The organism is Dietzia sp. NCCP-2495, assembly GCF_026011735.1.
In the GTDB taxonomy this organism is placed as follows: domain Bacteria; phylum Actinomycetota; class Actinomycetes; order Mycobacteriales; family Mycobacteriaceae; genus Dietzia.
In genome coordinates, this window is sequence record NZ_BRVN01000009.1 from 114,539 (window position 1) to 128,493 (window position 13,955).

Annotated in this window: 13 protein-coding genes; 9 read left to right on the plus strand and 4 right to left on the minus strand. The window is 70.8% G+C overall.

Going from position 1 to position 13,955, the window contains the following annotated elements; genetic code table 11:
- The first annotated feature begins 28 nt into the window (after positions 1-28).
- Both OPF83_RS10030 and OPF83_RS10035 read left to right on the plus strand, forming a co-directional pair.
- Positions 29-1,642: an MFS transporter gene (locus OPF83_RS10030; RefSeq protein WP_264887294.1), complete on the plus strand. Its 1,614-nt coding sequence runs from the start codon at positions 29-31 to the stop codon at positions 1,640-1,642.
- A 275-nt stretch (positions 1,643-1,917) separates the two neighbouring features.
- Positions 1,918-2,499, plus strand: coding sequence for a CAP domain-containing protein (locus tag OPF83_RS10035; RefSeq protein ID WP_264887295.1), 582 nt, complete (start codon positions 1,918-1,920; stop codon positions 2,497-2,499).
- A 391-nt stretch (positions 2,500-2,890) separates the two neighbouring features.
- On the opposite strand, the gene OPF83_RS10040 is transcribed toward OPF83_RS10035, so the two are convergent.
- A complete protein-coding gene (locus OPF83_RS10040) occupies positions 2,891-3,481 on the minus strand; it encodes a TetR family transcriptional regulator (RefSeq protein ID WP_264887296.1) in 591 nt (196 codons plus the stop codon).
- Between the two features lie 107 nt (positions 3,482-3,588).
- Here OPF83_RS10040 and bioB point away from each other — a divergent pair, with 107 nt between their 5' ends.
- The 5 genes from bioB to OPF83_RS10065 all read left to right on the plus strand — a co-directional run bounded on the left by bioB (position 3,589) and on the right by OPF83_RS10065 (position 9,038).
- Positions 3,589-4,824 carry a biotin synthase BioB gene (gene bioB / locus OPF83_RS10045; protein WP_264887297.1) on the plus strand — a complete coding sequence of 412 codons (1,236 nt, stop codon included), beginning with the start codon at positions 3,589-3,591 and terminating at the stop codon, positions 4,822-4,824.
- 1 nt (position 4,825) lies between these two features.
- The gene (locus OPF83_RS10050; protein ID WP_264887298.1) at positions 4,826-6,229 is read left to right on the plus strand and encodes an adenosylmethionine--8-amino-7-oxononanoate transaminase; all 1,404 of its coding nucleotides are present in this window, start codon (positions 4,826-4,828) and stop codon (positions 6,227-6,229) included.
- Positions 6,229-7,425, plus strand: a complete 1,197-nt coding sequence (locus OPF83_RS10055; RefSeq protein ID WP_264887299.1) for an 8-amino-7-oxononanoate synthase — start codon at positions 6,229-6,231, stop codon at positions 7,423-7,425. Before OPF83_RS10050 ends, OPF83_RS10055 begins: the two co-directional genes overlap by 1 nt.
- Positions 7,422-8,168: a dethiobiotin synthase gene (bioD, locus tag OPF83_RS10060; RefSeq protein WP_264887300.1), complete on the plus strand. Its 747-nt coding sequence runs from the start codon at positions 7,422-7,424 to the stop codon at positions 8,166-8,168. The genes OPF83_RS10055 and bioD overlap by 4 nt, the downstream gene beginning before the upstream one ends.
- Before the next feature lie 183 nt (positions 8,169-8,351).
- Positions 8,352-9,038, plus strand: a complete 687-nt coding sequence (locus OPF83_RS10065) for a trimeric intracellular cation channel family protein (RefSeq protein WP_264887301.1) — start codon at positions 8,352-8,354, stop codon at positions 9,036-9,038.
- Positions 9,039-9,043: 5 nt separating this feature from the next.
- On the opposite strand, the gene OPF83_RS10070 is transcribed toward OPF83_RS10065, so the two are convergent.
- Positions 9,044-9,658: a maleylpyruvate isomerase family mycothiol-dependent enzyme gene (locus OPF83_RS10070; protein ID WP_264887302.1), complete on the minus strand. Its 615-nt coding sequence runs from the start codon at positions 9,656-9,658 to the stop codon at positions 9,044-9,046.
- 269 nt (positions 9,659-9,927) lie between these two features.
- Between OPF83_RS10070 and OPF83_RS10075 the strand changes: the two genes are divergently transcribed.
- Complete coding sequence (locus OPF83_RS10075) at positions 9,928-11,052, plus strand: TIGR03857 family LLM class F420-dependent oxidoreductase (RefSeq protein WP_264887303.1); 1,125 nt, start codon at positions 9,928-9,930, stop codon at positions 11,050-11,052.
- A complete protein-coding gene (locus OPF83_RS10080) occupies positions 11,049-12,128 on the plus strand; it encodes a phosphotransferase family protein (protein WP_264887304.1) in 1,080 nt (359 codons plus the stop codon). Before OPF83_RS10075 ends, OPF83_RS10080 begins: the two co-directional genes overlap by 4 nt.
- 39 nt (positions 12,129-12,167) lie before the next feature.
- On the opposite strand, the gene OPF83_RS10085 is transcribed toward OPF83_RS10080, so the two are convergent.
- Both OPF83_RS10085 and OPF83_RS17485 read right to left on the minus strand, forming a co-directional pair.
- Positions 12,168-13,661: a glutamine synthetase beta-grasp domain-containing protein gene (locus tag OPF83_RS10085; protein ID WP_264887306.1), complete on the minus strand. Its 1,494-nt coding sequence runs from the start codon at positions 13,659-13,661 to the stop codon at positions 12,168-12,170.
- A gap of 8 nt (positions 13,662-13,669) precedes the next feature.
- Positions 13,670-13,945: an SIP domain-containing protein gene (locus tag OPF83_RS17485; RefSeq protein WP_375546248.1), complete on the minus strand. Its 276-nt coding sequence runs from the start codon at positions 13,943-13,945 to the stop codon at positions 13,670-13,672.
- Between the last annotated feature and the right edge of the window lie 10 nt (positions 13,946-13,955).

The window sequence follows — 13,955 nt, forward strand, 5'->3', positions numbered from 1 at the left end:
CCGCCCGGGTGTGGCTAGCATCGCCGGTGTGACAGGACAACCCGGCGCCGCAGCGGTGAGCAGTGCCCGCATTCTGGCCTCGCTCATGGTGCCACTGTTCATGGCCCTCATCGCGATCTCGGTGATCAACGTGGCGCTGCCGGTGATCGGCGGGTCACTGCAGGCTGATTCGAGTGGCCTGCAGTGGGTGGTGTCCGGGTACGCGCTGTCGTTCGGTCTCCTGCTCGTCCCGTCGGGGCGACTCGGCGACGCGACCGGACGCAAACGGATCTTCCTCGCCGGCATCGCCGTGTTCATCCTGGGCGCCGTGATCGCCGGTGCCGCCCAGAACATCGAGATGCTCAACGCCGCCCGCCTGCTCCAGGGCGTCGGCTCGGGCATGCTCAACCCGCAGGCGTTCGGCCTCATTCAGAAGTATTTCCGCAAGGAGGCACGGGCGCGCGCGTTCGCGACCATGGCCACCACCGTGTCCGTGGCCACCGCGTCCGGGCCACTCGTGGGTGGACTGCTCATCGAGGCGCTGGGCAACGACCTGGGGTGGCGCGCGATGTTCCTGGTCAACGTGCCGCTCGGCGTGCTCGCGTTGGTGCTGGGGTACCTGTGGTTGCCGGACGACCGGAGGATCCCGACCCCCACGGGCGAGGACGCCGGGCGCGACGTCGGACTGTCCCGCGCCCGCGCCGGGGCGTCGGCGCGATTGAATGACGACGACCACGACGAGGACGCCGACGACAACAACGACAACGACACGTCCACACTCGCGTCCGATCGTGCGATCGCCTCGACCGCAGCTCGCGCTCCTGCCACGCGGCCCGCCCTGTCCGCCCGCCGGCGCCTGGACCTGGACCCGGTCGGCATCCTCCTGCTTGGCGTGGCCGTGTTGACGATCATGCTGCCGTTCCTGGGCCGCGAGACCCCGACCGCACTCTGGGCCCTCGTGCCCGCCGGGCTGGCATTCCTAGGCATGTTCGCCTGGTGGGAGCGTCGGTACGCGCGTCTCGGTCGGCCGCCACTGGTCAATCCGGACATTTTCCGTGACGCGGGATTTCGCAACGGCATGATCATCGTGTCGATCTACTTTGTGGGCGGTACATCGCTGTGGATCATCGTGCCGCTCTATCTGCAGTTCCACCTGGGCTACGCGCCGATCGACTCCGCGCTGATCAGCCTGCCCGCGTCGCTCTGTGCCGCGATCTCCGCGCAGGTGGCGGGCCGGTTCGTGCTGCGGCTCGGGCGGCGGATGGTGATCACGGGCTTCGCCGTGACCATCTCCGCGCTCGTGGGATTCATCGTGGTGGCGGGCTTCGTCGAGACCGGCGCACTGCACTACCTGGTGTTCATGGTCCCGGCGACATGCATCGGAATCGCCCAGGGCATGACGATCTCGCCCAATCAGACGCTCACGCTGCGCGCCGTGGATCCCGCATACGGCGGCGTGGCCGGCAGCATCATCTCGCTGGGTCAGCGCATGGGCACGGCGGTGGGAACGGCGATCGTCCCCGGCGTGCTGTTCGGGATTGTCGCGACGAACGGCGACTGGCTGCTCGCGTTCCGTGCAGCGCTCGGGATCATCGCCGCTCTGGCCGCGGGGGCGCTGGCGTTCTCCGTGGTGGACCGCCGCCGCGAGCTCCGCTGCGCCTGACCCGAGGTTGTGCGCCGTATACCCCGGTTGACCTCGAGCCCACCCGGATGACCTCGCGGAGCCCGGGTGACCTCGCGCCCACCCATCCTGCGTTGGACGACACTGTGCAGGAAAATGAGCGAGCGGCGTGGGCCCCGCGGCAGCGCGAGATCGAAATGTAACGAATGTGACTAGAGTGGCGAAAGATGCGTGAGTGAACTCGCCGCAGTATCGTGGCGGGCCGTAAGCAGACCCCGGGCGCCCGCGAGAGCCGGCACCCGATGAAAGGACCTCCCGTGCGCCACACGCTCCGCAACGTCGTCGTCGTCGGCACCTCCGCCCTCCTCCTGACCACCGGGGCGGGAACCGCCGCCGCCCAGGGCTCCCTGGCGCTGCCGTTCGACTTCCCGCTGGAGATCCCCGGCCTGGCCTCCCTGGCGCCCGCCACCGGGGCCGCGGCCGACACCCCCGAGCAGTCTCCGCAGGGCCAGCCGGCGTTCGCGGTCCCCGAGGAGCTGGCCAAGGAGGCCTTCAAGGGCCGGATCGTGGCCGGAATCAACGAGTCCCGGACGGCCGTCGGCGCCGAGCGGCTGGTCACCGACCCGGCCCTGTCGGACCGCGCCGCCGCCCGCGCCGAAGAACTGGCCGCCGGCGACACCACCACCGGCGACCTCCCCGTGCCCGAGGAGTCCCCGACCAGCGACCGCACCACGCTGGACCTGCCGGCCGACGCCACGCCCACGAGCGCGATGACCGCCCAACTCGGCGACACCGGGATGCGCGAGCGGATGCTCTACGGTGAGTTCACCCGCGTCGGCGTGGGCCTGGCGACGGCCGACGACGGGCACGTCCACGTGGTGGTCGACTTCGAGCGCTGAGGCTGCGCCCGGCCCCCCACTGGCTGGCGCGGTTGCAAGACATCGCCCCTCGGTAGCAAGACACGCGGTGCGAGGATTCGGGAAATTTTCGCACCCCATGTCGGGCAGCTGAGGGGCGATGTCTTGCAGCTGCGGGTGCTACCGCTGGTGCTGGCGCTGGCCCTTCCGCAGCCTCTGCCCCTACCGCTGCCGCCGCTGCTGGCAGAAAACCGATCCAACCCAACGAAACCCATCTTGCTGTTCTAAACCCATGGGACCCGCGCGGTTCTGGCGAAGACAATAGGCAGCGTGGGGTTGGATAGGTTTACTCGGGGTTAGATGGGTTTTCTGCGTCTCGACGAGGCGAAATCCGCCGGGTGACTGGGACGCGGCCCGCCGGGCGGACCGGTGCCTACTCGCCCTCGACGCCCGCCAGAAGCGCGTCGAGGCCGGCGGCAAACCGAGGGCCGAAGTCGATCTCCGCCAGTTCCGGATCCGCAACCCGCAGGTTGTGGTGCGTCTGCTCCTCGAGCCCCAGCCCGATCACGTAGCCGGTCACCACGGCGGCCAGGCCCGGCGCGCGTTCGGCCAACCCGTGCCGCGCGCACACCTCCTCCACCGCCGCGACCACCGGGTTGACCGCCCCGGCCGCGAGCCCCAGTGCGACGATCTCCGCGCCGTCGGGCACCCCGGCCACGGCTGCGCGTAGCCCCTCGCCGATCGAGCGCAGCTCCGCCGATGCCGAGCCACCGCCGCCTGCCGAGCTACCGCCACCCGCCGAATCTCCCCCCGTCGAGCCACCACCGCCCCTCGACCGAACGGTGGCCAGCACGCGCTCGGCCACGGCGGTGAGCAGCGCCTGCTTGGAGGGGATGTGCCAGTACAGGGCACTGGGCTGGACCCCGATCCGGGTCGCGAGCGTGCGCATCGACATCCCCGCCAGCCCGGACTCCTGCAGCAGCTCGAGGGCGGTGTCGACGACCGACGTCTTGGATAAGGCCACGATAGCCGATCCTACCGGCCCGACACCCCCACTCCTGAACGCTGTACAAGTGGCGCCGACCACGCTAGCTTGAACGGCGTTCAATGAACGTCGTTCAGGAGGAAGACATGGCCCCCACCCCGACCACCCCCAGCTGGCACGCCCTTGCCGACCGCGTCCTGGCCGGCGAGCAGCTCACCGCCGCCGAGGCCGCGCAGATCCTCAAGGCGCCGGACGCGGAGATCATGGAGGTCGTCGGCGCCGCCTCGCGCCTGCGCTTCCGCCACTTCGGCAACAAGGTCAAGGTCAACTACCTGGTCAACCTCAAGAGCGGCCTGTGCCCCGAGGACTGCTTCTACTGCTCGCAGCGACTCAACTCCACCGCCGGCATCCTGCGCTACACGTGGCTGAACACCGAGGAGGCACTCACGGCGGCCAAGGCAGGTATCGCCGCCGGGGCCTCGCGCGTGTGCCTGGTCGCCAGCGGCACGGGCCCGAGCAACCGCGAGGTCGGCAAGGTCACCGACATCATCGAGGCCATCAAGTCGGACACGCCGGGCGTCGAGGTCTGCGCGTGCCTGGGCGCGCTCAAGGACGGCCAGGCCGAGTCATTGTGCGCATCCGGCGCGGACGCCTACAACCACAACCTCAACACGGCCGAGAGCCACTACGAGGAGATCTGCACCACCCACACCTACGCCGACCGCGAGCACACGGTCGCCCAGGCCCACGGCGCGGGCCTCTCCGCGTGCTCGGGCTTCATCGCCGGCATGGGCGAGACGCACGAGCAGCTCGCCGAGCTCGCCGTGGCGCTGCGGGACAAGGGCGTCGACTCGATCCCGGTGAACTTCCTGCTGCCCTTCGACGGCACCCCGCTCGAGGGCGTGGACACCCTCAACCCGCGCGACTGCCTGCGCATCCTGTCGATGGTGCGGTTCGTCGCCCCGGACACCGAGATCCGCGTGGCCGCCGGCCGCGAGCGCCACCTGGGCAACCTCCAGGGGATCGCCCTGTACGTGGCCAACTCGCTGTTCCTCGGCGACTACCTCACCAGCGAGGGCCAGCCCGGCGCCGCGGACCTGCAGATGATCGCCGACGCCGGCCTCGAGGTGCTGCGCATGGAGGAGAACGTCGGGGGTGGGTGCGCCGGGAGCGCCGGGTGCGGCGATCAGGGGTGCCATGGTTCCGACGACGACAACGCCGTCGCAGCATTCTCGGACCCGGAGGCGGCACCGGCCACCCGGTCCGCGCTGTCCACCGCGTCCACGCAGTCCACCGCATCCGCACAGCCCACCGGGTCCAAGCAGTCCCCGGTGGCGATCCGCACGCGTGGCGCCGGCACCTCCGAGCCCGCGAACGCCTGACATGGCCCCGCATACGCTCGCCCCGTCCCTGGCCGGCCCGGCCGCTCCCCCCGCCTCGGCCCCGTCCAGCCGCGTCACCGAGGACCCGACCGCCCACGTCACCGAGGACCAGGCCGCCCTCATCGCCGCGGATGCCGAGCACGTCTGGCACCCCTACGGCGGGTTCCCGGCGTCAACGCAGCCGCTGCCGGTGGCCTCGGCCGAGGGGGTCCGGCTCCGCCTGGCCGACGGCCGCGAGCTCATCGACGGCATGAGCTCGTGGTGGGCGGCGATCCACGGCTACCGCCACGCGCACCTCGACTCCGCCGCGCACCGGCAGGTCGACACCATGAGCCACGTCATGTTCGGCGGTCTCACGCACGCGCCGGCGGTGGAGCTCGCGCAGCGGCTCGCGCGGATGGCCCCGGGCGAGCTGACCAAGGTGTTCCTGGCCGACTCGGGCTCGGTGTCGGTCGAGGTCGCCGCCAAGATGGCCCTGCAGTACCAGCGCTCGCTGGGCCGCACCGGTCGGACGCGGCTGGCCACGTGGCGGGGCGGCTACCACGGGGACACGCTGAGCCCGATGAGCGTGTGCGACCCCGAGGGCGGCATGCACCGCATGTGGTCCGGGGTGGTGCGTGAGCAGGTGTTCGCCCCGGTCCCGCCGGCCGACTACGACCCCGCCTACGTCACCGAGCTCGAGCGCACCATTGCCGATCATGCCGACGAGCTCGCGGGCATCATCGTGGAGCCGGTGGTCCAGGGCGCGGGCGGGATGCGCTTCCACCACCCGGGTTACCTGCGGGACCTGCGGCGGATCGCCGACGAGCACCAACTCCTGCTGATCTTCGACGAGATCGCCACCGCCTTCGGCCGCACCGGCACGCTCTTCGCCTCCGAGCACAGCGCGGGCCCCGGCCAGCCCGCCGTCGCCCCGGACATCCTCTGCGTGGGCAAGGCCCTGACCGGCGGGTACCTCACCCTGGCGGCCACGCTGACCACCGAGCACGTGGCCGAGGTGATCAGCGCCGGCGAGGCGGGCGGGCTCGCGCACGGGCCGACGTTCATGGGCAACCCGCTGGCGTGCGCGGTGGCCTGCGCGTCTCTGGACCTCATCGAGCAGGGCGACTGGCGCACGCAGGTGCCGAACATCGAGGACGGCCTGCGCCGCGGCCTGGCACCGGCGCGGGACCTGCCGAACGTGGTGGACGTGCGGGTGCTGGGAGCGATCGGCGTGATCCAGCTGGACAGCCCTGTCGATATGACGACGACGACGTCGGCCGTCACCTCCCGTGGCGTGTGGCTACGCCCCTTCCGAGACCTCGTCTACACCATGCCGCCTTACATCTGTAGCGACGAGGAGATAGCCACGATCTGTGCCGCTCTGCTCGCCGGGGCGGCCTCGCAAGCGAAGGGCCACGCCTGATGACCGACCGTTCCCCCGCTCTCGACTGGCTGGACGCGGCCGCTGCGGACCGCCGGGCCCGGAACCTGGACCGGAGGCTCCGGCCGCGCGTGGCCGGCGAGCGCATGATCGACCTGGCCTCCAACGACTACCTGGGGCTGGGCACCCACCCCGAGGTGATCCGGGGCGCGGTGGACGCCGCCCGCGAGTGGGGCGCCGGGGCCACCGGGTCCCGCCTGGTCACCGGCACCACGGCCGCGCACCACGCGCTGGAGTCCGAGCTCGCCGCCTTCACCGGGCACCCCGCCGCGCTGGTGTTCTCCTCCGGGTACACCGCCAATCTCGGCGCCGTGGTAGCGCTGTCGGGTCGCGGGTCGCTGATCGTCTCCGACGGGGGCTCGCACGCTTCCCTGGTGGACGCGTGCCGGCTGTCGAGGGCCCGCGTCGTCGTCGTCGAACGGGGTGACGTCGCGGCCGTGGAACGGGCGCTGGCCACGCGGTCCGAGGAGCGCGCGCTGGTGGTCACGGACTCGGTGTACAGCGCCGACGGGCACCTCGCCCCGGTCACCGGCCTGCACGAGGCGTGCCGCCGGCACGGCGCGGTGCTGCTGGTCGACGAGGCGCACGGCCTAGGGGTGCGCGGTCGCGGCGGGCGCGGCCTCGTCGACGAGCTGGGGCTGACCCGCCACGAGGACGTGGTGGTCACCGCGACACTGTCCAAGGCGCTCGGCGCGCAGGGCGGGGTGGTTCTCACCTCGCCGCGGGTGCGCGAGCACCTCGTCGACACCGCACGCCCCTTCATCTTTGACACCGGCCTCGCACCGGCGAGCGTGGGCGCGGCCCGCGCGGCGCTACAGGTGTTGCGTCGGGAACCCGGGCGGGCGCGGCGCGTGCTCGAGGTGGCCGAACACCTGGCCGAGGTCACGGGCGCGGACCGGCCGACCTCGGCGGTGGTGTCGGTGATCCTGGGCGACGCGCACCGCGCCTATGCGGCCTCGCAGCGCTGCGCCGAGCTGGGGCTGCGAGTGGGATGCTTCCGCCCGCCGTCGGTCCCCGAAGGCACCGCGCGGCTGCGGCTGACCGCCCGCGCCGACCTGACCGACGCCGAGCTCGACGCCGCGAGCGAGGTGCTGACCACCGTGCTGACCGGACACTGGTCGGACGTGGCCGGTTCCGCGCTGGCAGGGGCCGCCGCGGCCGTCGAGATGCGCACATGACCACCGCACGCCTCGGACAGGCCGTCCTCACCGGCACCGGCACCGACGTCGGCAAGACCGTCGCCACCGCGGCACTTGCCGCGCTCGGGCGGGCCGCCGGGCTGGACGTGGGCATCTGCAAGCCCCTCCAGACCGGGCTCGGCCCCGGGGAGCCGGGGGACGCCCACGAGGCCGCCCGGCTCGCCGGGGTGACGCGCACGCTCGAGGTCCGGCGGCTGCCGGATCCGCTGGCGCCCGAGACCGCGGCGCGGGTCGCCGGCCAGCCGCAGCCGACGCTGGCCGGGCTCGTCGACCCGATCCGCGGGTGGCTCGGTGGGGCCGACACCGCGACGGCGCAGCCGAGGCTGGACCTCGTCGAGGGCGCGGGCGGACTGCTCGTACGGCTGGGCACGGACCTGACGATCCTCGACCTGGCCGCCGCCCTCGGGGCCCCGCTGGTCGTGGTCACGCGCGCCGGGCTGGGCACGCTCTCGGACACCGAGCTCACGGTCCGTGCGATCGAGGCCGCCGGCCTGCGGTGCGCGGGGATCGTGGTGGGGTCGTGGCCCGCCGAGCCGAATCTGGCCGAGCGGTGCAACCTCGAGGACCTGCCGCGACTGACCGGGGTCCCGCTGCTCGGGCGGATCCCCCACGGCGCCGGCGGGCTGGCCCCGGACGAGTTCGCCCGCCGGGCACCGGGATGGTTCTCCGCGGGCGCGACGGCGGCACTCCTCCCCGGCCACCTCCCCTCGCGACCACGCTGAGGTTCTCCCTCGGGGGTCGACCAGAGCCTGTCGATCGCACTGATCGCGGACCCCCGGTTCGGGTCGCGGGGACACCACCCGGACCACCCACATCCGCCCTCCGGGCACGACCCCCACGGACACGCGGGAGGATAGGCCTATGCCGATCCCCTACCTCGCCTCACACACGGACTGAGAAGAGTCGTGGAGTTCCTCACCGTCCTGTTCCTCATCGGTATCACCGCCGAGGCGATGACCGGCGCGCTGGCCGCCGGTCGCGAGCGCATGGACCTGTTCGGAGTGGTGATCGTCGCCTGCGTCACCGCCATCGGCGGCGGCTCAATACGGGACGTCCTGCTCGGTCACTATCCACTCATCTGGGTGCAACACCCTTCCTACCTCGCCCTGGTCGCGCTGGCTGCGGTCCTCACCGTTGTCGTCGCCCCGATCATGCGGCACTTCAGAGTGCTTTTTCTTGGACTCGACGCACTCGGACTGGCGGTTTTCGCGATCATCGGTGCCCGGATCGCTCTCGAGATGGGGCACGGCGTCATCATCGCCGTCGCCGCCGCGGTCATCACAGGCGTCTTCGGGGGAGTCATGCGTGACCTCCTGTGCGACCGTGTCCCGCTGGTGTTCCGCCAGGAGTTGTACGCCAGCATCGCCATCTTGGCCGCGCTCCTGTTCATGGGACTGGCGGCTGCGGGCGTCCCGGAGAACTGGGCCGCTGTGATCACCCTGGTCGTGGGGTTCGGCCTGCGGGTGGCCGCGATCCGCTTCAAGCTCGGTCTACCGGTGTTCGACTACTACCAGCAGGCCGAACGCCGCCCTCTGGGCAGTCGTCGTAGGCATCGCTGGAGCATCCGGGGCTCGTCGGACGACCTGGACTGACGAATCTATCGACTCGACAGTAGAGCCACGCCTTCCCCGGACAGCTGATCCAGGTAGGTCCGGCGGCCGGCCATCGCCATGACCAGAGCGAGCACCGGGCCGGCGACCTCGGGGCCGTCGCCGGCAGAGAAGTCACTGTCGGTCGCCCGCAACGACACACCCGCGACCGTGGTCTTGCTGTTCACCGTGAAGTCGCGCGAGGAGTAGAACCGGGCGACCTCGGTGGCGGCGCCCGTGTCAGCGCGGCTCGGGAGCCCGAGAGGCTGCCGGATGTCCTCGGAGTGCACGATCACCTCGCCCAGGTACGCGGGCAGGTCCCCGGTCGGCGCGACGGTCGAGTCGATCACCGCACGGAAGCGATCCAGGGTCTCCTGCGGTGTAGCGCCGAGGTGCTCGCGCAGGCGTCGCTCGTTGTGTACGGCGGGCCGGAATCCGGCCGCGACGATGCTCCGTATCCACGCCCACCTACCGACCGACGCCGCAGCGGTGAGGTGCGCGACCACGTGCTCGACGTCCCATGCGCCGCACAGGGTCGCGTGCTTCCACTGCGCGGCCTCGAGCCCGGCCAGATCGTCGGCCAGGTCCTTGCGCGCCCGGTGCGTTGCCTGCCATATGTCCATGTCCCGTCCCTTTCGTTGCCTCCCCCGACTCGACCGGGCGCAAGCATTCACGAATGCGGCGGTCTGCCAGCAGTGATCACCGTATCCGCGAAGCCACAGAGTGCCGTGTCGATCTACCCTTCTGCCGAAACTCCCACAGGCTTCAACGTGGGCCCCTCGAATCGCCGTCGCCGAACTCTCCCGGCTGTACGATCGGGTAAATCATGTGATCCACATCACGAGCGAGTCCGTTAGGGACAACCGTGAGACCCCACCGCCGGAAGGCGCCCATGCCCGAAGAAGACACTGCTGCCCCGCTCATGCCCGAGCTCGCCAGTTACGGGCTCGCCGGTCACTCAGCGGCACCGGCCGACCTGCTGACAGAAGTCTCCCGCGCCGAGGATCTCGGACTCGGCTCGATCCTGCTGTCGGAACGCTTCGCGCTCAAGGACGCAGGAGTGATGGCCGGGGCGGCGGTCGCCTCATCGAGCCGCATCGGCATCGGCACGGCCGCGACCAATCACAACACGCGTCACCCGCTAGTCACGGCCACCATGGCCACCACGCTGCACAGAATGTCGGGCGGACGCTATGCGTTGGGACTGGGCAGGGGCATCCCGCTCCTGTTCGACATCATGGGGCTGCCCCATGTCACCTCGGCGCAGCTCGCCGACGCCATCGGCATCTACCGCACCCTGTGGCGAGGCGGAGCGGTGGCCGGACACGATGGTCCCGCCGGCACCTACCCCTACCTGGTACAAGACACCTCCTTCGACGAGGACATCCCAATCCTGCTCATGGCGATGGGGGACAACTCGCTGCGCCTGGCCGGGCAGCTGGCCGACGGGGTGGTGTTACACACCTTCATGTCGGACGCGGCTGTGGAGCGGTCGGTGCGGTTGGTCCGCGAGTCCGCAGAGAAGGCCGGCCGCGACCCCGCATCGGTGCGGATCTGGTCGGTCATGGCCACCATTGAGGAGTCGCTCGACGAGGCCGCGCGCCTGCGCAAGCTCGCCGGCCGGTTGGCCACCTACCTGACCGGGTACGGCGACGTCCTGGTTCGAGTGAACGGCTGGGACCCGGCCGGACTCGAATCGTTCCGCTCCGACGAGCGGCTGGCCGCCCATGCGGGCGCGCTCGACGCGACTGCCGACCTCGACATCCTCCGGCATGCCCGCGATGTGCTGCCGGATGAGTGGCTGGACTGCGCCGCCGTCGGCAGCGCGAGCCACTGCGCAGACCGGATCGAGGCGCAACTGGCGCTCGGTGCCGACTCGGTGGTCCTGCACGGAGCCACTCCGGATGAGCTCGCGCCCGTGCTCGACTTATGGCGAACCCGGCGGGACCCCAACCGCTTCACTCACCTCGATCCCAATCCGGGTCGATTCCTCTCGCGGAAGGACTCCCCGTCATGACCATCACCGAGACGCCGCAGGCGGACTCGACCCGCCCCGCCGTCGCGAGCACTCCAGAGGAGGTCACCGCGGAGTGGCTCTCGACGGCGCTCGCGACACCTGTGCACTCGGTGCGCACGGAGACCATCGGGACCGGCCAGATCGGGTGCTGCGTCCGAGCCCACGTCGAGGGCGACGGGCTCCCACGGACACTGTTCGTCAAGCTGCCGAACCCGGACGAGGGCATGCGGCCACTGCTGCACGGCGCGTATCGCAGCGAGGTGTTGTTCTACCGCGACCTCGCGCCGACGCTGGACGTGCGGGTGCCGCACTGCCGGTTCGCGGCCCTCGGCGAGCGGGAGGGAGAGTTCACGCTCGTGCTCGACGACGTCGCGCCTCGCGTGCAGGGCGACCAGCTGGCCGGGCTGTCCGTCGCCGACGCGCGTGACAGCGCCGTGAACCTCGCCGGCCTCCACGGGCCACGGTGGTGCGATCCGTCACTGCGCGAGATCGCGGGCTTGTCCGTGCCGTCTGACGACGACAACGAGACGCTTCAGGACCTGGGAGGGCCAGCACTGGAGGCGTTCCTTGCCGAACTCGGGGACCGTCTCTCCCCCGACGAGCGGAAAGCCCTGTCCGAGATCGCGCCACTCATCGCTCAGTGGGCCAACGGCCGCGCCGAGCGCTTCGGACTTCTGCACGCCGACTTCCGGGCCGACAACATGCTGATCGACCCCGAAGGGCGACTGCCCTCGTTGGCGTGTGACTGGCAGACGCTCACCACTGGTTTGCCCGGCCGGGACCTCGGCGGGTTCCTCGGCTCGAGCCTCACAGTGGACGATCGTCGGGCCGCGGAGCGCGGGATCGTCGCCGACTACCACCGCGCCCTGGTAGCGCACGGCGTGACGGGATACACGGTCGACGAGTGCTGGAACGACTATGTCTACGGGCTGCTGCAGACGCCGGTGGTCGGAATTTTCGGGTGGATGTACGGCACCCGGACCACGCGAGGCGACGAGATGTTCGCCCTGCTCATGCGCCGGTCCTGCCGGGCGATCGCCGACCATGGCGCCCTCTCGGTGGTCCGGGCGGGCTGACGAGCGAGATGCCCGGGCCCCGATTACCTGACGGGGCGTTCAGCCGACGTGCCAGTGACGGCGGATGAGCTCCTCGCGATCGTCCGCATCGTCTCCGGCCGCTGCGGTGTCGTTGTTGTCGTCGTCGTCGGTTTCATCGGTGTTGCGGAGGTCCGCGAGCAGGGCGTCGATGAGCGCAGCGGGGAAGACGCCGTCGGCTTCGAAGATCTCGCGCTCGGCCTCGAGTGCGTCGGCGGCCTCCTGGCGCGAGGTGGGTAGACTCTCGAAGTCGTCGTGGTTGTGGGTGCTGAGCCGCTCGGCCAGCTCCAGGCTCTCCGGATCGCTGAGCCCCTGCTTCGCCGCGACGGCCATGCCGGCCAGCAACAAGTGCACATCCGCTGAGCCGTCGCCGAGCCGGAACTCGACGGTCTGGTGATCCGTGGCGGGCTCGGGGATGGGTTCGGTGCTGCCGGGATTGGCGTGCGCGACCATGCCGTCCAGTACGCCCCCGCCCCAGGCCAACGGCACCCGGACGAGCCCGGTGCGGTCCTTCATTCCCCAGCAGATGTCTTCCGGCGACTCGTCACCCTCGGCGAATCGCAGGTAGGACGTGGGGACCGTGTTGCCGAACGCGGACAGCGCCCTCGCTGCGGACAGGTAGCCGGCGATCAGTCGACGTCCGGTGTCGTTGAGCCCGTCTTTCCCCACGATGGCGTTGGCGCCGTCGCGCACCAGCCGACTGTGGAAATGCAGACCGTTTCCCGCGCCCTCGCTGCTCACCAACGGGGCGAATGTCGCCTCGACACCATGGGCGTAGGCGACCTCGCGCACCACCCATTTGGCCAGGACGAGGTTGTCTGCCGCCTGCTCCAGCGGCACGGGCTGGAGCTCGATCTCGTGCTGGACCAGCTGCCGGTCCTCCTCGAGGATGTTGCCGACCTCTCCGTGGGCGTACTTGGGCGGCACGCCCATCGCACTGAGGTGACCCAGCACCTCCTCTCGAACCCGCCGGTGCTTCGAGAACGGACCCGACTCCTGGTAGCCGCGCTCCTCCTCCACGGGGAAGCTCTTCTCGGGCTCGTCGACGAGGTAGTACTCCAGCTCGCCGAAGGCCTCCAGCGTCATGCCGGTCTCCTGCGTGAGCACCTCGGCGGCGCGGCGCACGATCTGCTCGCGTGCGTGGCGCAGCGGCTTGCCGGCGTCGTCGTAGAAGGAACACAACACGTCGAGCGAGCGTTGCTCGCCGAAGGGATTGAGGAAGGCGGTGCGGTGGCGCGGGACGATGTAGACGTCGCTGGACTCAGTATCGGTGCCGGCGAAGACACTGGAGCCGTCCACGCGCTCGCCTCGTGTCAGCACCTCGAGGAGGTGCTCGCGCGAATTGATGGGAAAAGCCACCGCCTTGAGGCGCCCGTCGCCGCCGACGTAGCGCAGGTTGACCTGGTGCAGCTCCAACTGCTCGACCGCCCGCGCGAGGTCACCGGCGGTGAAGTCGGCTGTAGGCTTGCCGAGCAGGCGGACGAGTGGGTGGGGTTCCAGTGCGTCGATGGCCATACCGCATTCTACCGGCTCCAGCGCGGGATGGGGCCATCGAGCCGACGTCGCCCGCTCCGCCGGTCGGAGCAGGGCTCGGTCAGGTCGTCGCAGGTCGCCCGTGACGCCAGTAGCCGACAAAGTCCACGTTCCGCTCCCGGCCTGTCGGCGCCCGATGACGACTCGTCGCGAGGGACCCAACGCACCTTTATCCCGGGCGGCACCCGGAACTTCTGCCGGTCACCGGCCGTGGGGACCTCGATGATCGCGATCCCCCGGGCCGTCTCCGGGAGTGAGGCACAGATTCCGGCTACC

Excerpts from the sequence above, each read along its gene's own strand:
- bioB (WP_264887297.1), top strand. The coding sequence starts at position 3,589 with ATGGCCCCCACCCCGACCACCCCCAGCTGGCACGCCCTTGCCGACCGC.
- OPF83_RS10050 (WP_264887298.1), top strand. The coding sequence starts at position 4,826 with ATGGCCCCGCATACGCTCGCCCCGTCCCTGGCCGGCCCGGCCGCTCCC.
- OPF83_RS10055 (WP_264887299.1), top strand. The coding sequence starts at position 6,229 with ATGACCGACCGTTCCCCCGCTCTCGACTGGCTGGACGCGGCCGCTGCG.
- bioD (WP_264887300.1), top strand. The coding sequence starts at position 7,422 with ATGACCACCGCACGCCTCGGACAGGCCGTCCTCACCGGCACCGGCACC.
- OPF83_RS10070 (WP_264887302.1), bottom strand. The coding sequence starts at position 9,658 with ATGGACATATGGCAGGCAACGCACCGGGCGCGCAAGGACCTGGCCGAC.
- OPF83_RS10075 (WP_264887303.1), top strand. The coding sequence starts at position 9,928 with ATGCCCGAAGAAGACACTGCTGCCCCGCTCATGCCCGAGCTCGCCAGT.
- OPF83_RS10080 (WP_264887304.1), top strand. The coding sequence starts at position 11,049 with ATGACCATCACCGAGACGCCGCAGGCGGACTCGACCCGCCCCGCCGTC.
- OPF83_RS10085 (WP_264887306.1), bottom strand. The coding sequence starts at position 13,661 with ATGGCCATCGACGCACTGGAACCCCACCCACTCGTCCGCCTGCTCGGC.